Origin of the sequence: Pseudomonas sp. LFS044 (assembly GCF_047978245.1) — a bacterium.
Taxonomy (GTDB): domain Bacteria; phylum Pseudomonadota; class Gammaproteobacteria; order Pseudomonadales; family Pseudomonadaceae; genus Aquipseudomonas.
The window spans coordinates 1-22984 of sequence record NZ_JBFPFX010000013.1 but is presented as its reverse complement, the minus strand read 5'-3'; the positions used below and the strand labels follow the sequence as shown (position 1 = coordinate 22984).

Genomic DNA, 22984 nt, shown 5'->3' with positions numbered 1-22984 from the left:
TGAAATTTACACACCCGGCCAGCCGTGGCGGGCCCGCAGCCGACCGGCCGGGCAAAACAAAGCCGGCCAATCCCTGGGCAGGAATTGGCCGGCGTCGACGCCTGTTGTCAGGCGGTGCAGGGCTGTGCAGCTCGGCCGAGTGAGGGCTTAGGCTCTGTACGAAAAGCCTTGAGACTTGTCGTACAGAGCTTAGAAGTCGCCACGCAGCGTCAGCATGTAGTTGCGCGGGTCACCGTAGAAGTTGCCGTTCGCCGCGCTGGAAACAGTCTGGTAGTACGATTTGTCGAACAGGTTGTTGGCGTTGAGCGACACTGTCCAGTGGTCATCCACGCGGTAGCGCAGCAGCGCGTTCCACACCGCGTAGCCACTTTGCTTGTAATCGAACGGGATGTTCGACTCCACAACGTTGCCATTGCCATCCACTCGCACCGTGGTACCGCTGACGTAGGTGGCGCTTTGCAGATCGACCCCGCCGCCCACGGTCCAGTCGGAAAACTCTCCAGGCAGCTGGTAGGTCGACCACACCTTGAATTGATGCTTGGGCGTGATAGTGCTCAACGCCGTGCTGTCAGTCTCGTTCTTGTTGTAGTTGTACACGTAGCTGGCCATCAGGTTCCAATCCTTGAGGATTTCGCCCGTTGCTTCCAGCTCGATACCCTTGCTGACCACCTCGCCCTGGTTCACGTAGCAGCAACTGCCGCCATACAACACCGACGCCTGCGGATAGTTGGTGTCCTGCACCGCGCCGTTCTTGCGCTTGGTGTAGAACACGGCAAGGCTGGTGTTCAAACGGCCCTCGAACAGTTCACCCTTGATGCCCACCTCGGAGGTCTTGCCCTCCAGCGGCTCCAGCACGTCGTTACTGCCGATTGGCCCGCGAAGGTAGCTTTGTTGAGGCTTGTAGATCTTCGAGTAGCTGCCATACAGCGACCATTGGTCATCGAGGTCGTAGATGGCACCGAAGTACGGCACGAAACGCGTCGGTTCGCGCATGTCGATGTCGCTCTGCACCACACCGGCGTTGGTGTACACCTGCTGGAAGTGGTAACGGGCTGCCCGGCCTCCCAGGATGACCTTCATCGGATCGCTCACCTGCAACGTCAGGCGACCATACAAACCGTACTGTTCCTGAGTGTTGGGGCTGTAGTCACGCGGGGTCACCAGCGAGGTGGTGGTCGGCTTCCAGTAACCGGGGTCGAACACGTCGATGGGCACACCGGTGCCGGTGAACACCCCTGAACCCTGCCAGCGGCTGGTCACGCGTTGATAGTCGGCCCCCAGCACGAACTCATGCTCGCGGCCAAAGGCATCGAAGCTGCCAGAAAGGTTGCTGTCGAGCAGGTCCTGGCTGGTGGAGTAGACGTTGTAGCTGGCGCGCCAGACCGGCCCGGCCAGGGTCACCGGGTTGACGGCGTTGCCCGATACCGCTGCCAGCGCCTTGCCGGCGTCGCGGGTATTGGTGTAGGAGACGTTCAGTTTCCAGTCGTTGTCGAAGTAGTGGTCGACCTTGGTGAAGATCTCCTGGGAAATGTTGTCCATGTAGGACCAGTTCTGCCCCAGGTTGGTGTGACGCGCCAGCCCGATGTCAGCGCCTGTGGTATAGCGTGGCAGGCCCAACGACGAGTTGGAGTGGGTGCTCTCATACATGCCACCCAGGGTAAAGATGGTCTGCGGGCCCAGGTCGACCTCGAACACCCCATAGACGGTGGGTTTCTGCGTGGCCAGTTTATCCGTGAAGTACTGGCGGTCGGTGTAGGCGGTCACCAGTCGGCCGCGTACGTTGCCGCTGTCGGTCAACGGGCCGGTCAGGTCGACTTGCGAACGGTAGTTGTCCCAGGAGCCGGCGGCGGCCTCGAACTTCAACTGGAAGTCCGACAACGGGCGCTTGCGCACCAGGTTGATGACCCCACCAGGGTCACCGACACCGCCAAACAGCGCACCCGAACCACGCAACACTTCCACGTGGTCGAATTCGGCCAGGTTGTACAAGCGGCGCGAATAGAAACTGGTGGCCACCGACGACAACGCCATGGGCGCGGCGCCGTCGATCTGGATGCTGTCGATGTTGAAGCCGCGCGAGTAGAACTCGTAGGTGTCGCTGGTGGTTTTCTGCACCGTGACCCCCGGGGCCATTTTCAGCGCGTCCTGCAGGCTGGTGACACTTCGGTCTTCGATCAACTGGCTGGACAACACCGACACCGACTGCGGCGTGTCGCGCAAGCTGGTCGGGGTCTTGGAGCCCACGCTCACCGCACCGGTGGTATAAGACCCACTGTTCTCGGTCATCTCGCCCATGCCCTGGCTGGTGATGGCGGTCGACTGCAGCGTGACACCGTTGCTACTGCTGGTGGCGGGCAGCAGGATCACTGCGCCGTTTTCGATCTGGAAGTTGTAGCCGGTACCTTCGAGCAACAGATGCAGCGCGGTTTCCGATTCCATGTTGCCGGACACGCGCGACGATTGCGCGTTGCCGATCAGTTCGGGGGAATAAAGGAGCTGCAGGCCGGTCTGCTCGCCAAACTCGCGCAAGGCGCTGCCCAGCGGCTGCTTGGGGATATCGATCTTGACCTCTTTGGCAAATGCCGCATCCCCCATCGCCAGCAGCAGCGCCGATACGGACAGGCACAGAATGCCCGCGCGCTTATGCAGTGAAGACGTCCTGCGCCGCCCTTGCCGTACTACGGAACCCATTGTAATCCCCTTGTCGTGATGGTCTTTTCTAATGGTTGGCGTATTGAAAAACGCCCCGCAGAACCCCTTCCCGATCTGCGTCGGCACCTACGCCTTGGTTGAAGGCGTAGATGAGACGAGCGACATTCAGCGAAAATTAATGATTTTTTCATTTTTGTGAACTGACGCGGGCGCGCGGGGCACGCGCCCTTGCAATCAGCTTTGCGCTTCGCGCAGGCGACGGGCCTTTTCTTCCAGCGCCGCGCGCTGTTCAGGCGGCAATGCCTCCAGTTGCAGGTGGGCACGCGCCAGGGCTTCAAGCGCTTGCGGGTCCGCGTCGGGCAATTCACCCAGCGCTTGGGCAAGCTGTGCCACTGTCGGGTTGTCGAACACCATGGCCGGGCTGATATCACGGCGCAGTACCTTGCGGATGCCCGCGACCAGCTTGATGGCGAGCAACGAGTGCCCCCCGGCGGCAAAGAAGTCCTGGTGCAAGCCCAGGGCTGGCTGGTCCAGCAATTGGCCCATGCGCTTGGCCAGCAACTGCTCGAACGCCGTGCGGGCCGGCTGCAGTTCAGCCTCTGGCGGCTGGGGTGCCAGGCTGGCCAAGGCCTGGCGGTCGACCTTGCCATTGGCCAACCGTGGCAATTGCGCAACCACCTGGATACGCCGTGGCAGCAAAGGCCCAGGCAGTTGCAAGGCCAGGTCGCGCCGGATGCTGGCCAGGGGGTCCTGCTCATCGGCGTGCACAACGACAAAGGCTGCCGGTTGCAGCCCCGCCTGAGCGTCCTCGGCAGGCACCGCGACAACCGCCGCCTCGCGCACACAGGGCACCTGCAGCAGCTCGGCTTCCAGCTCGCCGAGCTCGACCCGGAAGCCATTGAGTTTTACCTGCTGGTCTTTGCGCCCGTGCAAGGCCAGACTGCCATCGACCCGATAACGGGCCAGGTCACCCGTGCGATAGAGCCGCTCTCCCGCTGCGAACGGGTTGTCGACGAAAACGTCGGTAGCGCTGCTCAGGTAGCCTCGGCACAGCTGGCGGCCGCTGATGTACAGCTCGCCCAGCACACCCGGAGGCACCAGGCGTTGCTGACCGTCCAGCACATACACCTGGTTGCCCGGCAGCACGCTGCCAAGCCCCACGGGCCCACACCCGGCCGAAGCGGGCGACAGCGCTTGCACCATCACCCCGACCGTGGCCTCGGTGGGGCCATAGTGGTTGAACACGCGACAATCGGCGCGCACTTGGAAAATCCGCTCGAGCAGGCTGGGGGCCGGCGCTTCCCCACCCAGCACCAGGGTGGCCGGCAGACAGGGGTGCTCGGCCTCCAGCAAAGCCGACAGGTGCGAGGGGACGATCTTCAGGCAATCGACATTGCCACCCCTCAGGTAGCCCATGAAGCGCTCAGGATCGCGCAGGGTCTCTTCATCGGCCACCTGCAGGCAGGCACCGTTGTACAGCGCGCCGAACAAGGTGGTATTGCCCAGGTCCGCCGCCACGCCGCTGGTGAAGGCAAACTGCGAACATTGCGCCAGGCCCATCACCTGAGTGGCGCCGGCCAGGTAATTGGCCAACTGGCGATGCTCGATGATCACGCCCTTGGGCTCCCCGGTGGACCCGGAGGTGAACAGGATGTAGGCCGCCTCATCGCCCTGCAGCGGGTAAGGCTGCGTGCATTGGCCCAGGGGTTGCTCCACCAGCATTGCCGGATCAAGCAGCTGCACGCCCTGCATTTGCCAGGGGGCCGACTGCGCGGCCTGGCCAATCACCCAGGCTGCGCCCGCTCGGCTGACAATGTTGGCCTGACGGGCCTGTGGCCACTGCGGGTCCAATGGCACATAGGCCGCACCCAGCCACCAGGTGGCGAGGATCGACTCCACCAACGCGCTCGAACGCGGCAAGGCGACGGCCACCCGCGCACCTGGCCCCACGCCCTGGGCAGCAAGGCTCGCCGCCAGGCGTTGTACGCGTTGTCCCAACGTGCCGTAGCTCAAACGCTGGTCGCCGTGAACCACGACGTCCCGCGTGCAATCGTGCGCCAGCCACTGCGCCAGCCGCGCCATCAACAGCGGCGCAGGCGATGCCGGCAGCGCCGGGTTGAGGGCCAGCAAGCGCGCCTGCTCTGCCTGGTCGACCAGGTTGAAGGCACCCACGGCCTGCGTGGCGTCATCGACAATCCCCTGCAGCAGCATCAGCAACTGCTCAAGCAGGCGCTGCACGCTGGAGGCGTCGTAGCAGTCGGGCAGAAAGTCGAGCCAAAGGGCTTTGCAGTCGCCTTCGGCAGACAGCTGCACCTGCAGCATCAACTCACAGGGCTCGCCGCCACGCGGCGCTTGCTCCAGGCGCCAGCCCTGCGGCGCACTGGCACAGTGCTCACGCGCCGCTGCAAAACCCAGGGCAGGCGGCGCCTCGTCGGGGGCTGCCGCCCAGTATTCCTGCCAGGTCACGTGCTGTGCCGCCAACGTGGCAAGCTGGGCCACCCACTCATCGAAAGGCTGGGCATCGTCAATGCGCAGCTTCAGCGGCAGGGACTTTTCCAGCACCCCAGCGCTGTGGGCAAAATAGTCATAGTCTTCACGGCTGTCATGCCGCCATTGCGCGAGGAATCCGGGTTGCTCGCTGACCCGGCCCAGCAGCACCCACCAGGCTGCCTGCACCACAGTCAACGGTGCGACCTGCAACGCGGCAGCCTGCGCCTGCAGGCCGGCCAGCAGCGCCGGGGCCACCTCGGCGTGCACACGTTCCATGGCGCTACCCTGGCTGTCGCCCAGGCGATAGGGCAGCCTGGCGCGGCCGCTCGACTCACCTTGAAGGTGGTCGCGCCAGTAGCGCTGAGCCTGCTCGGCATCCTCATCGATCGCCGTTTCCGCACGCCATTCCAGGTACTGCTCAAAACACCCGGCCTCTTCCGACAGGCGTGTCTCAGGTGCTCCATACAAGGTGATCAGCCCTTCGGCCAGCAGGCCCATGCCGGGACCATCGACCAGTACGCTGGCCACCGCCAGCGTCAGTTGCCAGTGCGTCTGGCCCAAGCGCAGCAGCAAGGCCTGCGCCCAGGGGCCGCCAGCCAGGGAGAAGGCCTGGCCCAACCAGGCCTCGCGCTGCAACTGGGCCTGCGACCCTGACACCAGCGCCAGGTGCGACGTCAGCGGCAGCGAAGTGCAGTCGGCTACAGGGCACCAGCGCAGCCCGTGAAAGCCCGTCACTGCCTGCAGGCGCGCCGTCAGTTCAGGGTGCAACTCAGGCAGCGCTGCCACGGCACGTTGGAGCCGGGGCACATCCAGCTCCCCTTGGATATCCAGGGTGACGCGCCGGGTTGCTTCAGCGAAGGTCGTGGCGCGCTTCAGGGCCTGCAAAGCCCAGTGCTGTTGTGGGCAAAGCGCAACGCTTTCAACCATCATGGTGCTCATGCATCCACCTCCTGTGGGTGCGGCTGCATCGCAGCCAGGCTGGCCCGGTCGAGCATGTCGCCCATGGCCACGACAATCTTGCGCGGCCCCTCGAAGGGGTCACGGGCGTGAGCAATCAGCATGTTGTCCAGCAGAATCACGTCGCCCTTGCGCCAGTCGAAACGCACCGCGCATTGTTCATACAGTTCGCCGATCAGCTGCATCACTTCGTCCTCGATCGGCGAGCCATCGCCGTAGTACACGTTGCGCGGCATACGCTCATTGCCAAACAGTGTCAGCAGGTCTTCGCGCACATCGTCATCCAGGCAATAAGGGTGGTGCAGTTGCACTTGGTTGAAGAACGAGCGCACGCCACTCCCCGGGTGAGTGATGATGGCGGGGCACGGAGTACGGATCTGCAATTCATCGTCGGCCAGCCATTGCCACTGAATACCGGCAGCCTGGCAGCGGGCCTCGACTTCGGCGCGCTGCTCGGTCTTGAAGAAATGCTGCCAGGACACGTCGAGCTTGCCGGTGAACGTGCGCACATACAGCAGGCCCTTGCGCTCGAAGGTCTCACGCAGCGCGGCAGGCAGACGCCGGTACATTTGCCGGCAGTCCACCACCGGGGTGGCGCCGCCGACCGGCGATGGCAGTTCGCAGAAGAACAGTTGCTTACGTGGCCAGCTGTCCTGGTGGGCGCTTTCGTTGTGGAAGAGGATCATCTTCTTCTCGGGATAGGGCGTGGACCGATAGGTGTTCTGCCCGCCCTCCTTCTTCGGCAGGTCGCCGTAATTGCCGTACAAACCTGGCTGTACCGCCTCGGCGAATGCCTCGAACGCCTGGCTGTCAGGCACGCTGAAGCCTCGGAACAGAATGCCGCCGTGATGCAACAGTTTTTCTTCGACCCAGGCACGATTGGCCGCGATCCAGCCCGTTACGTCCAGCCCAGGGTCGGTCGGCTCCAGCAGCAGTGGGAACACCTGGTCCGGCACCAGCAGGGACTCGCGAATCGGACGTTGTGCCCCTGCTGCAGGGCGGGTCTGGTTCTTTTTCAGGAACTTGTCCAGCTTGTTGGCTTTACCGGCAGGTGCTGGGCTGGCCGCCGCGTCTTGAATTGGCATGGTCATGTCTTCCACTCTCACGCTCTGGTCACATGTGATCTGCTCGAGAACGGCTATCCAGCCGTCCACGAACCCCTGGATCTCAGCCTGCTCGAACAACGCTGAGGCGTATTGCCAATGGCCACTGAGTTCGGCCTGCTGGCCCTGCTCGACGAACAGCGCCATGTCGAATTTCGATTGCTGCGACACACTGGGCAGCGCTTCAACGCTCAACCCCTCGATACCCGCAGTAGGCAGGGGCAAGTCGTTCATCACGAACAACACCTGCACCAGCGGGCTGATGCCCTTGTGCCGTGGCACCCGTGCGGCCTCCACGATCATGTCCAGCGGCAAGTCCTGATGCTCGAATGCGTTGAGCAGCTGCTCGCGACCCTGGGCCAGGAACTGGGCGAACGTGCTGCCTGGCACCTGGCGTGAGCGCACCGGTAGCACGTTGACGAAGAAGCCGATCAAGCCTTCCAGCTCAGCCTGCTGACGACCGGCGTAGTCGACGCCCACCACCACATCGTCACTGCGGGTCAAACGGTGCAAATAGGCCTGGAACGCGGCCAGGATCACGCTGTACAGCGTGACGTGGGCCTGTGCCGCCAATTCGTTCAGCGCTGCGGTCAACCCATCGCGAAGGCGGAACGAGACGCTGCCGCCTTCATGGCTGGCGTGTGCCGGCCGCGGCTGGCGCAGCGGCAACGGCAGCCGCCCGGAGTAGCCGGCGAGCGTGCCGGCCCAGTACTGCGCCTGTCGCTGCAGCACACCGGCGTCCTGCAACGCTTGCTGCCAATGGGCAAAGTCCGAGTACTGCAGCGCCAGAGCCGGCAGTGGCGAGTGGTCGCCCGCGCGCAATCTTGCATAGATCTGCACCAGCTCATTGGCCATGACTGCCATCGACCAGCCATCGGAGATGATGTGGTGCATGGAATAGAACAGCACGTGTTCCAACGGCCCCAGCCGCGCAACCTGCATCCGCAGCAGCGGCCCTTGATCGAGTACGAAGGGGTAGGCTTCGTTGGCCAGCGCCTGGTTCGCCACCTGGGCTTCCTGCTCGGCCCGGCTCAGGCCCGACCAGTCGTAAACCGGCAACTCGACGGCCAACTGCGGCGCAATCAAGGCAATGGGTTCACCTTCGCTGTCCTGACCATAGGTGGTGCGCAACACCTCGTGGCGCTCGACCACGGCCTGCAAGCTGGCATGAAGCAGCTCGACCGACAGTTCGCCGCGCAGGCGCAACGCCATGGGCATACCGTAGGCAGCACTGCCTGGTGATAGCTGTTCCACCACCCACAACCTGCGTTGCACCAGCGCCAGCGGCGCGCGCGTAGTGCCCGCACGGGCGTGCAACACCGGCAGCGCTGGCCGTGCAAGCTCCTCGCAGCCGAGGCAGGCAACGAAGTCGTCCAGCCGCGGATGGTCGAACAGCGCACGCAGCTTGAGGCCTGGCGCCAATTGCTGACGCACACGCGCAACCACCTGGGTCGCCAACAACGAATGCCCGCCCAGCGCAAAGAAGTCGTCGCTGCGCCCTACCCGCTCGACATCCAGCACTTCGGCCCAGATTGCCGCCACCTGTAGCTCGTGCTCGCCTTGGGGTGCGACATAGGTATGCGCCAGTTGCTCCAACTGCGGTTGCGGCAGGGCCTTGCGGTCAAGCTTGCCATTGGCCGTCAGCGGGAGCCCGGCGAGGAACGAAAGATGGGCCGGCACCATATGCTCGGCCAGCACCGCCTTGAGCGCCGCACGCAAGGTGTCACGCAGGCCCTGTTGAGCCTGGGGGCTGTCCAGCAGCGCCGACTCGGCGGGGACCAGGTAGGCCACCAGTTGCGTGCCGCCAGGCCCTTCCTGGGCCAGCACCGTCGCCTCGCGTACAGCCGGTTGCTCCACCAGCCGGGCTTCGATTTCCCCCAGCTCGATACGGAAACCACGCACCTTGACCTGGTGATCGATACGTCCGTTGTATTCGATGATGCCGTTGGCTCCACACCGTGCAAGGTCACCGGTGCGGTAAAGCCGCCCGCCGCCTTGCTCGCTGGTATCGAAGGGGTTGGGCACGAAACGTTCGGCCGTCAGCCCAGGGCGGTTGAAGTAACCCCGCGCCAGGCCGGCCTGGCCGACGTGCAGTTCGCCACGACAGCCCTGGGGCGCGAGCTCGAACTGGTCGTCCAGCAAGTACCAGGACAAATCGCCAATGACCCTGCCCAAGGGGCTGGTTACAACGCCCTGCAAGTCTTGGCGGGTGACCGGACGGTAAGTGACGTGCACCGTGGTCTCGGTGATGCCGTACATGTTGATCAAGCGTGGCCGGGCATCGCCGAACTGCTCGAACCAAGGCGCAAGGCTTGCCACATCCAGTGCTTCACCGCCAAACACCACGTAGCGCAATGCAAGCACCTGCCCGCCCTGCGCTCCGGCGCAGGCGGCGCGAATGAGCGGCTTGAACGCCGATGGGGTCTGGTTGAGCACGGTGACGCGCTCTTGCACCAGCAACTCATGGAAGTCTTCAGCCGAGCGCGCCACGTCCTGCGGCACGATCACCGCCCGCCCGCCGTACAGCAAGGCGCCGAACAGTTCCCAAACCGAGAAATCGAAGGCGTAGGAATGGAACACCGTCCAGACATCCTCGGCGTTGAAGCCGAAATCGTCCTGGGTCGCCTCGAACAGGCGGGTGACGTTGTCGTGCGCCAGCAGGGTACCCTTGGGTTTACCGGTGGAGCCTGAGGTGTAGATCACATAAGCCAGGTTCTGCGGTTGCACCCCGCTGTCGGGGTTGGCATCGCTGTAGCTGGCCCAGGCGCCATCGCCAGTGCCCACATCCAGGCAATGCACCGCCTGGGGTGCCGACAGCCGCTGCTGCAGATGCGGCTGGGTCAGCACCCATTGCACGCCGCTGTCCTGCAGCATGTACGCCAAGCGTTCGCTAGGGTAATGCGGGTCCAGAGGCAGGTAGGCGCCCCCGGCCTTGAGGATGGCCAGCAGGCTGACCACCATTTCCAGGCTACGCTCCAGCGCCACCCCTACCCGCACATCCGGCCCCACCCCAAGCTCGCGCAGGCGGTGCGCCAGGCGGTTGGCACGGCGGTTGAGCTGGCCGTAGCTCAGGTGCTGGCGGTCCAGGGTCACGGCAATGGCCTGCGGGTCCTGCGCCACTCGCTGCTCGATCAGCTGGTGCAGGCATTGGCTTTGCGGGTAGTGGGCGGACCGAGGGTTCCAGGCTTGCATGACCTGCCGCTGCTCTTGGGCATCGAGCAAGGCCACCCGGGCAATGGCCAGGTGCGGCGCTTGAGCCACCCCATGCAGCAAACGCAGCCAGTGCCGGGCCAGGCGTTCGATGGTCGCGCCATCGAACAGCTCGGTTGCGTAGGTCAGCGACGCCGCCAGCGTGGCGCCGTTGTCGACGGTGTCCAAGGTCAGGTCGAACTGCGCAGAGCCATGGGCGTGCGGCCACGGCTCCAGGCTCAGCCCCGGCAAGCTGTGAACGGCGCGTCGGCCCTGGCCTTGATGGTTGAACATGACCTGGAACAGCGGGCTATGGCTTTGGCTGCGCTCAGGTTGCAACGCCTCTACCAGCTGCTCGAACGGCAGGTCCTGGTGCATCTGTGCGCCCAATGCCGCCTGTTTCACTTGCTGCAGCAAGCTGGCAAACGTCGTGTCAGGCGCGAATTCGGCTTTCATCACTTGGGTATTGACGAAGAAACCGATCAACTGCTCCGTATCGACCTGCGTACGGTTGGCGATGGGTACGCCCACTCGAATATCGGTTTGCCCCGAGTAACGCCGCAGCACGCTCTGCCAGCTGGCCAACAACACCATGAACAGCGTGGCATCCGCCGAGCTGGCCAGGGCCCGCAGCGAGCGTGTCAGAGGCTCATCGAGCACCAGCTCCAGGCGCGCGCCAGCGTGGCTCTGCACGCTGGGCCGTGGCCGGTCCACAGGCAGCTCCAGCAACGGTTGCTCGGCGCCAAGCTGGGCCCGCCAGTAGGCCAACTGGCGGTCGCGCTCGCCTGCCTCCAGCCATTGGCGCTGCCATTGAGCGAAATCAGCATACTGGACAGCCAGCGCTGGCAGTGTGACAGGCTGACCCTGACGGTGCCCCTCGTACAGCTGCACCCACTCATCGACCATGATCGGTATGGACCAGCCATCGGTGACGATGTGGTGCTGGGTGACGATCAGTACATGCTCGTCCTCACGCAGCTGCAACAACCGTACGCGCAACAGCGGCCCGTGCTCCAGGTCGAACGGGCGCTGAATTTCCGCGTCGATGCAGGCCTGCACGCCTGCATCATCCCGGCCCTGCAGAATATCCACGGTGCAAGCCAGCGGCAGGCTGGGGTGAATGACCTGGTAGACCTGATCACCGTGCTGGCTGAAGGTCGTGCGCAATGGTTCGTGACGGGCAATCAGGTCGTTGAAACTGCGCTTCAGGGCTGCGACATCCAGTGCCCCGGTCAAACGCAGGACCGCCGGCACATGGTATGCCGCGCTGTCAGGTTGCAACTGCCAGAGGAACCAGTGACGTTGCTGGCCGTAGGACAACGTCAATGGCTGATCCCGGGCGACCTTGGGGATACCGCCCCGGCTGGCCTGTGGCGCGACCACGGCCAGCGCGGCGAAATCAGCCAGCACTGGCGCCTCGAACACGCTGCGCAGCGGCAGGTCGAGGCCCAGGGCTTGGCGCACCCGGGAGATCATCTGCGTGGCCAGCAACGAGTGGCCGCCCAGTTCGAAGAAGTGGTCGCCGCGGCCGACGCGGTCCAGTTTCAGCACTTGTGCCCATACTTCTGCGACCTGCGCCTCCAGGGCATTCTGCGGTGCTTGATAGCGCTGTTGCAGCAGGCTGGCGTCGGCCTGTGGCAGGGCCTTGCGGTCCAGCTTACCGTTGGGCGACAACGGCATTGCCGGGAGGAACAGCAGGAAGGCCGGAACCATGTGCTCGGGCAGGCTTGCCTTGAGCGCATCGCGCAAGGTGTCACGCAGCACCGCTTCGCTCTGAAGGTCGCCGGCCTGCACGCCCTCGACAGGCACCACGTAACCCACCAACTGCAGGCCACTGGGTGTCGGTTGCGCCAGTACCACGGCCTCGCGCACCAAGGCGTGGCCCAGCAGATGACCTTCGATCTCGCCCATTTCCACGCGGAAACCTCGGACCTTGACCTGGTGGTCGATTCGCCCGCTGTATTCCAGCACCCCGTCGGTACGGTAGCGGGCCAGGTCACCGGTGCGGTACAGGCGCCCGCCCCCCGCCACACTGGAATCGAACGGGTCCGGCACGAAACGCTCGGCAGTCAGCGCCGGCCGGTTGAAGTAACCCCGCGCCAGGCAGCCATTGCCGCCGATCAACAGCTCTGCCACAACCCCCACAGGCGCCAGCGCGAAGCCGCTGTCGCACAGGTAGGTGGCACGCCCATCGATGGCCGTACCGATCGGCACGCTGGCCTTGGGCAACGGCTGCTGTGCGCTGAATGAACAATCGAACACCGTCGACACTACCGTGGCTTCGGTAGGCCCGTAGGTATTGAGCAGGCGCACGTCCTTGAGGCAGGAAGCAAACCAGTCGTTCAGCCCTTCGGGCGGCATGGCTTCGCCACCCACATGCACTTGGCGCAACGCCCCACAGGAGGACGCACCACGCATGTGCGCGGCGAACAGCCGCCAGTACGCAGTGGGCAGGTCGGCCACGGTCACGCCGTGGCGGATGATGGTGTCGGTCAGCGTCTCGATATCCCATCGCTGCTCACCCCGCATCACCACCTGTGCACCCTGGCACAGCGCCGGGTATAGCTGCTCGACGAAGCCGTCGAAACTGACGGTGGCGAACTGCAGGACCTTGTCTTCGGGGGTGAGTCGCGAATAGTCCGCGGCCACCTGGCAAAACGCCGACAGCTCGCCGTGGGCGATGGCCACGCCCTTGGGCTTGCCGGTGGAACCGGAGGTATAGATCACGTAGGCGAGGTTGGTCGGCACAGTCAACGGCAGCGGATTGCTGTCGCTGTAGCCCAGCAGCGTTTCAGGGGTTGCGCCCAGGTCCATGCGCCGAACGCCGGCCAGGGCCGGCAGGTTCGACGCCAGGTGAGGTTGGCTCAGCAGCAGTTCGATACCACTGTCCTGCAGCATGTGCTCCAGCCGCTCATGCGGGTAGGACGGGTCCAGCGGAACGTAGGCGCCACCCGCCTTGAGAATCGCCAACAGGCCGACGATCAGGTCAAGGCCGCGCTGCGCCGCGATGCCCACACGCACATCCGGGCCCACGCCCTGTTCGCGCAACGCGTGCGCCAGGCGGTTGGCTCGCCGGTTCAGCTCGTCGTAGCTCATGCACTGGTCGTCCAGCACCAGCGCGGTGGCCTGCGGCCGTGCCCGGGCCTGCTCTTCGATCAGTTGCATGGCGTTGGGCGCCAGCGCGGCGGCGTTGGGCAGCGGGTTGCAGTCGTTTACCAGCTGGCGGTACTGCGCAGCATCGACCAGCGGCAGTTCGGCGACGGCCAACTCGGGCTGGCCGAGGCTCGCCAGCAGCGTCAGCCAGTGACCCACAAGGCGCTGGATGCGATCAGCATCGAACAGGTCGGAGGCGTAGCTGAACGACGCGGTCACGCCATCCGAGCGCTCAAGGGTATCCAGCGACAAATCGAACTGCGTGGTCTGTTCCAGCCACTGCACTTCCTCCACGTGCAAGCCCTGTACGCTGTCGCCGGAGACCTTCTCGCCCACATCCAGCAGGTGGTTGTACATCACCTGGAACAATGGATTGTGCCCAAGCCCGCGCTCGGGCTTGAGCTGCTCGACCAGCACGTCGAAGGGGATGTCCTTGTTGGCCTGGGCCTGCAGGGTCGTTTCCTTGACCGCCGCCAGCAGTTGGCCGAAGGTCTGCGCAGGCGCGATGCCCACCCGGGCGATGATGGTATTGACGAAAAAGCCGATCAGGCCTTCCAGCTCCACACGGTTGCGATTGGTGACGGGAATGCCGATGTTCAGCGTCTGGCGCCCGCTGTAACGGGACAACAGCAGCGCGAACGATGCCAGGAACACATGGAACAGCGTGGCATTGGCGGCTACGGCCAGGCGCCGCAGTTGGCACGTCAGTTCGCCAGGCAGATGCACGTCGATGCGCCCACCCCGATAGCTCTGCTGCTGCGGGCGCAAGCGGTCGGCCGGCAGTTCCAGTACCGCAAAGTCGTCTTCCAGTTTCGCTTTCCAGAACGCCAGCTGCGCCTGCAATTGGCCATCGGCCAGGCGCTGGCGCTGCCAGGCGGCGTAGTCGGCATACTGCACGGCTAGCGCCGGGCGCTGAACGGGGTGCCCCCCGGGGCCAGCGTTGTACACTGCGGCCAGTTCACGCACCATGACGCTCATCGACCAGCCGTCGGAAACGATGTGGTGCAACGACACGGCCAGCAGGTGCTCGGCCGCAGCCGTGCGCAACAGCGCGACGCGCAGCAACGGCCCTTGGCCAAGGTCGAAGGGGCTGGCGAACAACTGATCCAGGTGCGGCTTTACCCCATCAGCGGTCAGGCCCGTCAAGTCCCGGGTCTCTATGAGCACTGGCGCTGCAGGCATCACCACCTGCCAGGGCAGCCCATCTTCTTCGCAGAACACGGTGCGCAGGGTTTCGTGCCGAGCGACCAGCGCGTCGAATGCTGCCTGCAGCGCGACCAGGTCGAGCGCCCCCTGCAACGTCACTGCCAGGGGCGTATTGTAGGCAGTGCTGGCGGGGTTGAGCTTCCAGAACATCCACTGCCGGTATTGCGCATGCGAAACAGGCAAGCGCTCGCCCCTGTCCAGCACCTGGATCTCGTCGCCGCCGGTTTGCTCCAGGCCTTCGAGCGCCTGCGTGAATGCGTGCAGGTCGCGGGTATCGAATAGCACACGCAAGGGCACTTCCAACTGCAGTTGCTGGCGAATGCGCGACACCACCTGCGTGGCCAGCAACGAATGGCCGCCCAGCGCGAAGAAGTTGTCGTCCAGCCCTACCTGCTCCACCTGCAACACCTGCCCCCAGATCGCCGCCACCTGGGTTTGCAGCCCTGTCACCGGGGCGCGGTAATCCACCTGGGTGGCCACGGGTTGCGGCAGTGCGCCCAGATCGACCTTGCCGTTGGCAGTCACGGGCAGGTGCGGCAAGAGCATCAGGTACTGCGGCACCATGTGCTCGGGCAGCGCCTGGCGCAGAGCCAGGCGTACGTTGTCGGTGAAGGCCTGGCAGCCGGCCTCGTTCGAGGGCCATGCGCGCGGCACCAGATACGCTGCCAATTGCCGGTTGTCCTGCTCGCCGACCACCCGCACCACCACATTGTCCAGCTCTGGCAGCTGGCGCAGGCAACTGTCGATTTCCGCTGTTTCCACGCGATAGCCACGAATCTTGAGCTGGCCGTCCATGCGCCCGGCAAACGACAGCTGGCCTTGGCCGTCGCGCCGCACCCAGTCGCCGCTGCGGTACAGGCGAGCGCCTTGGCCCGCTGGGTCTGGTACAAACCGCTCGGCGGTCAGTGCTGGCTGCGCCAGGTAGCCCCTGGCCAGGCCCGCCCCGCCAAGGAACAGTTCACCACGCGCTCCATTGGGGACGGGCAGCAGGCAAGCGTCGAATACATGGGCACTCAGGTTGGCCAGAGGGCGCCCGAGCAATGCCTGCCCCTGGATTTCATGCGTCAGCACACCCACCGTGGTTTCGGTGGGGCCATAGTGGTTGATCAAACGCAGGCCCGGTGCCAGCGTGGCGATGCGGGCAATCAATGCCGGGGCGATGGCTTCCCCCCCCACCACCAGGCAGCGCCCAGGCAGGGCATCGCGGCCAGCAGCGAGCATCGCCTGCAGGTGCGACGGCACCATCTTCACCGCGTCGATGGCATGCAGGCGCAGATAACCCGCGAAGGCCTGGGCGTCCAACACCGTATCCCTGGGCAGCATGTGCAGGGTCTTGCCATTGCACAGTGCCCCGTAAAACATGGTGTGCCCCAGGTCTGCCGCCGGCGTGGTGACCATCGCCAGGCTGTGCAGTTCATGCACCTGCATGCGCTCGCCCACGCCACGCACATAGTTGGCCAGGGCGCCGTGGCTGATGGCGACGCCCTTGGGCGTGCCGGTGGTACCCGAGGTGTAAATCACATACGCGAGGTTGTCGGCGCTGACCGGCACACACGGCGACGGCGCCTCAGGGTAATCGCGCGCCGGGTCGATGCGCTCGATGCCTGGCGCCAGCTTGAGCTGCCCGGCCGGCGCCAGCACCCGCTTGACCTGGCTGTCGGCCAACATGAAATCCAACCGCGCCTGCGGCTGCTCCGGCTCCACAGGCAAATAAGCGGCGCCGGCCTTGAGCACTGCCAGGATGGCGACCAGCATGTCGAGGGAACGATCGGCCAGCACTGCCACGCGCTCATCTGGTTGCACGCCAGCGTCGAGCAGCACGCGGGCAAGGCCGTCAGCACGGGCTTGCAACGCACCATAGCTGATCTGGCGGGCGCCACTGACCGCCGCCACATGGTGTGGATCACGGGCAGTAGCGGCGTCGATCAGGTCATGGATGCAGCCTGTCGCTTCGACCACACTCGGCGCCACCAAGGCCGGTGCATCACCCAATGGCAGCTCGCCCACCGGGCCCTGCACCCCCTCGGCCAGGCCCTGCAGCAGTTGCAACCAGTGCTGGCTTAAGGTCACCAACGTCGAGTGCTCGAAACGGTCCGCCGCATAGGTGAACACCGCGTGCAGGCGGCCGGCACTTTCGTAGGTGTCCAGCGCCAGGTCGAAACGCGCACTGTGCTTGTCCAGGGCGACCTTTTCCAGGGTCAACCCACTCGCCAGTTGAATCTGCCCCGCATCGGCGATGGCCGACTGATGATTGAACAGCACCTGGAACAGGGGGCTGTGGCTGGCGCTGCGCTCAACGCCCAAAGCCTCCACCAACTGCTCGAAGGGCAGATCCTGGTGTGCCTGGGCACCCAGCGCGGTGTCCTTGACGCGGCTCAGCAGCTGCGCCACGTCCATCAGCGGATCGAGCTCGGTGTGCAACACTTGGGTGTTGATGAAGCAGCCGATCAAGCCTTCCACTTCGCTGCGGTGGCGGTTGGCAACCGGTACGCCGACACGGATCGCTCGCTGACCGCTATAGCGCTGCAGCAGCAGCTTGAACGAGGCCAGCAGCACCATGAACAAGGTCACGCCCTGGGCTTTGGCGAGGATACCCAGGCGTGCGGCCAGGGCCGGTTCAACCTGCAGTTCCACACGCTTGCCACGCAAGCTGGGTACTGCGCGTAGCGGGTGATCGAACGGCAGATCGAGCGCCGTGTGGTCGTCGCCCAGCTGAGCACGCCAATACGCCAGTTGCCGCGCCTGCTCGCCCGCTTCCAGCCAACTGCGCTGCCACACCGCGTAATCGCGATATTGAATGGGCAAGGCCGGCAACGAGAGCGGCACTTGCTTACAGGCAGCGTCATACAGCCGCACGAATTCATCGACCAGTACATTGAGCGACCAGCCGTCGGCGACGATGTGATGCAGCGTCAGCAACAGCACGTGCTCGCAGGTTTGCAGCTTGACCAGCTGTACCCGCAGCAACGGCCCGCGGGCCAGGTCGAATGGCGCCTGTGCCTCGGCTGCGCCGAGCGCCGTGACCTGCTGCTCGCGTTCGCCCGCCTCCAAAAGGCTCAGGTCATGGCGGGTGATGGCCACGGCCGCAGGCTCCAGCACCTCCTGCAGCCATTCATCGGCGTCAGCGCGCAGGCGGGTACGCAAGCTTTCATGACGTGCAACCAACTGATCGAACGCGCTTTGCAGCGCCGCTACATCGAGGTCCCCTTTGAGTCGCACCGCCATAGGCAGGTTGTAGGCCGCGCCCTGCGGGTCCAGTTGCCAGAGAAACGCCATACGCCGCTGTGCATAGGAGAGTCGGTCACGGCCCGCAGTGGCGACATTGGCCGGGATTGGAAACACGGCGAAATCCACCCCCTCTTTCTGCAGCGCGGCAAGGAACAATGGGCGTTTTTCCGGCGGCAGCTCAATGAAGCGGCGAGCGAGTTTCAACGAATCTTCGGCATTCATGCGATGCGTCCTTAGCAATAGGAAGCGGGACCACAGGACCCAGTCATCCCACAAGGACGAAACAGCGAAGGTCCGATTTAGCCCCGCAGGCGCGGGCGATGCCCGGCAAATGTGACTGGGCTCAAGCGTTGGGCTGTTCAAGCCAAGGCAAGGGCTCAAGCAAGAGCGCGCCAGAAGGCCTCGAGTGAGCGAGGTCTTCTGGCGTGCGTTGACATGGGTGGGTAGTGGCGCCTGAAACGCGCCTCAAGCCGAGGCTTGCCTCAGAGCCGGCCAAGACAGGCGGCGCCCATCGCGCTCCAGGCAGGCCCTGAGCATGCGCAGCACCTTGGCCTCATGCTGATGAATGAACAGGTGGCCACCTGGCAAGACATCCAGAGAGAAGCCTGAGGCGCCCTCCAACTGCCAATCGATCAACTGCGCCTGGGTTACCGTGTCGCTCGCACCACCCAGCACGTGAATCGGGCATTCCAGGGGTTCGCGCAGCGTGTACCGGTAGCCTTCGCACAGCAGGGTATCGGCCCGCGACGGCGCCGCCGCGCCCGAGGCAATCAATGCCAACGGCGCGGGGGCATCGGCGCCGCGCAATGCATGGGCCATCTCGAACGCCAGCAATGCCCCCAAGCCATGCCCGAACAACGCATACGGCCCGGTGATCCTGGGCAGGATTTCGCCCGCCAGCTGACCTGCCAAGGCCACCATGTCCGTCTGCGGGGGCTCGCCGATACGCCCTGCGCGGCCAGGCAGCTCCACCGGCAGCACGCTCAGCCATGCGGGCAGGGTGTTGCGCCAGTGCAAGTACACCCTGGCGCTGGCCCCCGAATAAGGCAGGCAGAACAGCTGCACATTGGCCATGTCCAGCACCCGCATTGGACCGCCTGGGCGGTCGAATACCGAGGTCATGGGTGGTACTCCTCAGTGGTGAGCGGCAGCCAGCGCCTCGGCAAAGCGCTGCGCCACGTCATCGATCTGCGGCGCGCTGATGATCAGCGGCGGCAGGAAGCGCACCACCGCGCCATGGCGCCCACCCAGCTCCAGGATGAGGCCGCGCTTGAGGCATTCTCGTTGCACCTTGGGTGCCAGTTCACGATGTGCCAGCGGATGGCCCAACGCGTCGCACGGGCCTTGCGGGTCGACCAGTTCGACCCCGAGCATCAGGCCACGACCACGGATATCACCCAGCTGCGGATAGTCCTTCTGCAACAATTGCAGATGACCACGCAGGCGCTGGCCCATGGCCTCGGCATGCTCGGCCAGGCGGTGTTCGACCAGGTAGTTGATGACCGCAGACCCTGCGGCCATGGCCATCTGGTTGCCGCGGAAGGTGCCGGCATGGGCGCCGGGTTTCCAGGTGTCGAGCCAGTCGCGGTAGACCACCACCGCCAGCGGCAGGCTGCCACCGATGGCTTTGGACAGGGTGACTACATCCGGCACGATGCCGGCGTGCTCGAAAGCGAACATCCGCCCGGTGCGGGCGAAGCCGCTCTGGATCTCATCGACGATCAGCGCCACGCCGGCCTGTTCGGTAATACGGCGCACACCCTTTAGCCACTCGATATCGGCAGGCACCACGCCACCCTCGCCCTGCACCACTTCCAGTATCACGGCAGCGGGCAACGGCACGCCGCTTTCCGGGTCGAGCAGCAGGTTTTCCAGGTAATGCAGGTTGGCCTTGACCCCGGCTTCGCCACCCAGGCCGAATGGGCAACGGTAATCGTAGGGGTACGGCATGAACTGCACACCATTACCCAGCAACGCACCCAACGGCTGCTTGGGGCCATGGCTGCCCATCAGGCTCAGCGCGCCCTGGCTCATGCCATGGTAGGCACCCTGGAAGGCCAGCACGGTGCTACGCCCGGTGGCGCTGCGCACCAGTTTCAGTGCCGCCTCGACAGCATCGGTACCGGTGGGGCCGCAGAACTGCACCCGGGCTTCGCGGCGCAGCGCTTCGGGCAGGATGCCGAACAGGTCCTGGACAAAGCGGTCCTTGACCGGCGTGGTCAGGTCGAGGGTGTGCAGGGGTATTTCATCGGCCAGTACCCGCTGTATCGCCTCGATCACCACCGGGTGATTGTGGCCTAGCGCCAGGGTACCGGCCCCGGCCAGGCAGTCGATGAACTGGCGGCCTTCGACATCCTCGACATGAATGCCACGGGCGCGCTTGAGCGCCAGCGGGATGCGCCGGGGGTAACTGCGGGCGTTGGATTCCTGTTGCTGCTGGCGTTGCAGCAAGGGCGAGTCGTTGAACTCGTACAGCGGTTGCGGCGCGCTGGCCGGCGGGACTTGGGCAAGGCTGGAAGCGGTCGACATGGGTAGATCCTCGCAAGCAAGCGAATGTGCGGGTAGTTGTCGCTTGGGAAACGCTTGGCTGCGGGGGGGATTTAGCGGTTGTTGTGGGATTTTTTGTGGTCGTTGCCGGCCCCATCGCCGGCAAGCCGGCTCCCACGCCGACCGCAGCGCTGCTCTTCTGTGGGAGCCGGTACAGGCTAAGAAGATCAGGCGCCCGAGCGCGCCGGCACTTGCAGCAACACCCTTAGGCCATCGCCCTGGCTGTCGAAGCGCAAGCTGCCGGCACAGCGCTGCACGATCGCCTGCACGATCGCCAGCCCCAGCCCACAACCACCGCTCTGTCCATGCCGCCAGAAACGCTCGGTGAGGTGTTGCAGGTCGTCTGCAGCAATGCCCGGCCCGTGGTCGCGGACCATGAAGCCCACCTGCCCATCGGCCATCTGCACCTCCAGCTCCACCTCGGTGTCACCGCCATGGCGCAGGGCGTTGTCCAGCAGGTTGCGCAAGGCAGCCACTGCCAGGGGTGCGGGCATACCCAGGTAGATGCGGGTGGCGTCCTCAGGCAGGCGGACGACGATGCGCCGGTTGTCACCGCCACCGGCATCCTGCACCGCCTGGCGGGCGACCTGCTCGGCGCTGCACTGCAGGCCATCCTCGAACGACAAGCTGCCCTCGACACGCGCCAGCATCAGCAGTTGCTCCAGGGTGCGGTGCATACGGTCAGTACCCTGCTCGGCATGTTCCAGCGCCTGCTCGCGCACTGCGCCGTCGGTCATGCGTGCCACCTGCAGGTGGGTCTTGATCGCGGTCAGCGGGCTACGCAGTTCGTGGGCAGCGTCGTCAGTCAGGCGGCGTTCGCGCTCAAGGGTCTGGGCGATACGCAGGAACAGCTGGTTCTGGGTATCGAGCAGCGGCTGCAGCTCACTGGGCAAGCCTGCCACCTGCAGCGGCTCGACGCTGTCGGCACGCCGCCTGCGCAGGGCATCGCGCATGCGGTTGAGCGGCTCCAGGCCTTTGCCCAGGCCGATCCACACCAGCCCCAGGCTGCCGAGCAAGGCCATCAGTACCGGTGCCGAGGCCGCCAGCAGTATCGACTGGTTCAGCGCCTCGCGTTCCATGTGGCGGTCGGCGGTAGTAATGCGTACATCGCCATGGTTGTAGGTGAAGGTACGCCACGACGCGCCGTCGATGGTCTGGTCGCGAAAGCCGCTGCGCTGGTCGTCCATGGCGCCATCGTGCTTGTGGTTGCTGGCAAGGATTTCACCCCGCAGCGAACTCACCTGGCAGGCCATGCCGTCGGGCACGCTGAACTGGTCGGCGGAAAAGTGCGCATCTTCACCCTTGGCGGCCAGCGGCTGCGGCAACTGGTCGATCAACCCGGCGACCATGCGCGCCGAAGCCACCAGGCGTTGGTCGAGCGAGAACATCATCTGCTGGCGCAGGTCGCGCAGCATCCACGCGGCGGCCAGCACCCAGATGATGATGAAGGCGCTGCCAAGGATCAGGCTCAGGCGTACCCGCAAGCTCATGATGCCGCTTCCTCCGGTGCCTGCGCCGGGCCAAGGCGGTAGCCCAGGCCGCGCACGGTCTCGACGATGCTGTTGCCAAGTTTGCGGCGCAGGTGGTGGATGTGCACGTTGAGGGCATTGCTTTCGACTTCGTCGCTGAAGCCGTACACGCAGTCCTTGAGCTGCTCGCTGGAGAGCACGCGGCCGGGGTTTTGCAGCAGCGCCTGGAGCAAGGCCTGCTCGCGGCGCGACAGGTCGACGGGTTGGCCGGCCAGGCTTGCTTCGCAGCTGCTGGGGTCATAGCGCAGCGGCCCATGCTCGATCACGTTGACCGCCCGCCCGGCCACCCGGCGCAGCAGGGTATGCAGGCGCGCGGCCAGCTCGCGCAGGTCGAAAGGCTTGAGCAGGTAGTCGTCGGCGCCGGCCTGCAGGCCATCCACCCGGTCGGTGACCGCATCGCGTGCCGTCAGCACCAGCACTGGCAGGTCCACCCCTTGCTGGCGCAGGCGGCGCAGCAGCTTGAGGCCGTCTTCGTCGGGCAGGCCCAGGTCGAGGATCATCACGTCGAACTGCGCGGCCTGGAGAATGGCCCGGGCGCTGGCGGCGTTGGCCACGCGGTCCACGGTCAGGCCCTGTGCGGTGAGGCCGGCGCAGATGCCGCTGGCGATCAGGTCGTCGTCCTCGCAGAGCAGAACGTGCATGGTTGGAGCTCCCGGAGTGGTGTGGCTGGCATTGCACTATGGGGGGATTAAGGGGGGATTATGGGCTTTTTTTGGGGGGATGGGAGGTGGGGATCCGGGTGCATGATGTGAGGTTTTTGGCGTTCATGAAATCGAGCGCCGCGCGGGCGGCGCTTCGCGGGGCGCTTGCCTTGGGATCTTCAGCGCCCTTGAGATCGAGCGCCGCCCGCGCGGCGCATCGCGGGCAAGCCCGCTCCTACATTTGTTGCAACGTGCCATGGCCTGATAGGCCATAGTTGTTAGCCTTGGT

At 65.0% G+C, this 22984-nt stretch carries 7 protein-coding genes; all 7 read right to left on the bottom strand.

What is annotated here, in order from left to right:
* Nucleotides 1-189: 189 nt before the first annotated feature.
* The gene (locus ACNQPL_RS13030; RefSeq protein ID WP_346615612.1) at nt 190-2691 is read right to left on the bottom strand and encodes a TonB-dependent siderophore receptor; all 2502 of its coding nucleotides are present in this window, start codon (nt 2689-2691) and stop codon (nt 190-192) included.
* Nucleotides 2692-2886: 195 nt separating this feature from the next.
* Complete coding sequence (locus ACNQPL_RS13025) at nt 2887-6081, bottom strand: amino acid adenylation domain-containing protein (RefSeq protein ID WP_416466969.1); 3195 nt, start codon at nt 6079-6081, stop codon at nt 2887-2889.
* The gene (locus ACNQPL_RS13020; protein WP_416466968.1) at nt 6078-18200 is read right to left on the bottom strand and encodes an amino acid adenylation domain-containing protein; all 12123 of its coding nucleotides are present in this window, start codon (nt 18198-18200) and stop codon (nt 6078-6080) included. The genes ACNQPL_RS13025 and ACNQPL_RS13020 overlap by 4 nt, the downstream gene beginning before the upstream one ends.
* Before the next feature lie 243 nt (nt 18201-18443).
* On the bottom strand, nt 18444-19100 hold the full coding sequence (locus ACNQPL_RS13015; RefSeq protein ID WP_346615609.1) for a thioesterase II family protein: 657 nt from the start codon (nt 19098-19100) through the stop codon (nt 18444-18446).
* Between the two features lie 12 nt (nt 19101-19112).
* Nucleotides 19113-20507 (bottom strand): aspartate aminotransferase family protein, encoded by a 1395-nt coding sequence (locus ACNQPL_RS13010; protein ID WP_416466967.1) that lies wholly within the window; start codon nt 20505-20507, stop codon nt 19113-19115.
* Nucleotides 20508-20692: 185 nt separating this feature from the next.
* A complete protein-coding gene (locus ACNQPL_RS13005; protein WP_346615607.1) occupies nt 20693-22015 on the bottom strand; it encodes an ATP-binding protein in 1323 nt (440 codons plus the stop codon).
* The gene (locus ACNQPL_RS13000; protein ID WP_346615606.1) at nt 22012-22695 is read right to left on the bottom strand and encodes a response regulator transcription factor; all 684 of its coding nucleotides are present in this window, start codon (nt 22693-22695) and stop codon (nt 22012-22014) included. The genes ACNQPL_RS13005 and ACNQPL_RS13000 overlap by 4 nt, the downstream gene beginning before the upstream one ends.
* Nucleotides 22696-22984: the final 289 nt, after the last annotated feature.

What these genes read in the sequence shown, in the direction of transcription:
- ACNQPL_RS13025 (WP_416466969.1), bottom strand. Translation starts at nt 6,081, where the DNA reads ATGAGCACCATGATGGTTGAAAGCGTTGCGCTTTGCCCACAACAGCAC.
- ACNQPL_RS13015 (WP_346615609.1), bottom strand. Translation starts at nt 19,100, where the DNA reads ATGACCTCGGTATTCGACCGCCCAGGCGGTCCAATGCGGGTGCTGGAC.
- ACNQPL_RS13010 (WP_416466967.1), bottom strand. Translation starts at nt 20,507, where the DNA reads ATGTCGACCGCTTCCAGCCTTGCCCAAGTCCCGCCGGCCAGCGCGCCG.
- ACNQPL_RS13005 (WP_346615607.1), bottom strand. Translation starts at nt 22,015, where the DNA reads ATGAGCTTGCGGGTACGCCTGAGCCTGATCCTTGGCAGCGCCTTCATC.
- ACNQPL_RS13000 (WP_346615606.1), bottom strand. Translation starts at nt 22,695, where the DNA reads ATGCACGTTCTGCTCTGCGAGGACGACGACCTGATCGCCAGCGGCATC.
- ACNQPL_RS13020 (WP_416466968.1), bottom strand. Translation starts at nt 18,200, where the DNA reads ATGAATGCCGAAGATTCGTTGAAACTCGCTCGCCGCTTCATTGAGCTG.
- ACNQPL_RS13030 (WP_346615612.1), bottom strand. Translation starts at nt 2,691, where the DNA reads ATGGGTTCCGTAGTACGGCAAGGGCGGCGCAGGACGTCTTCACTGCAT.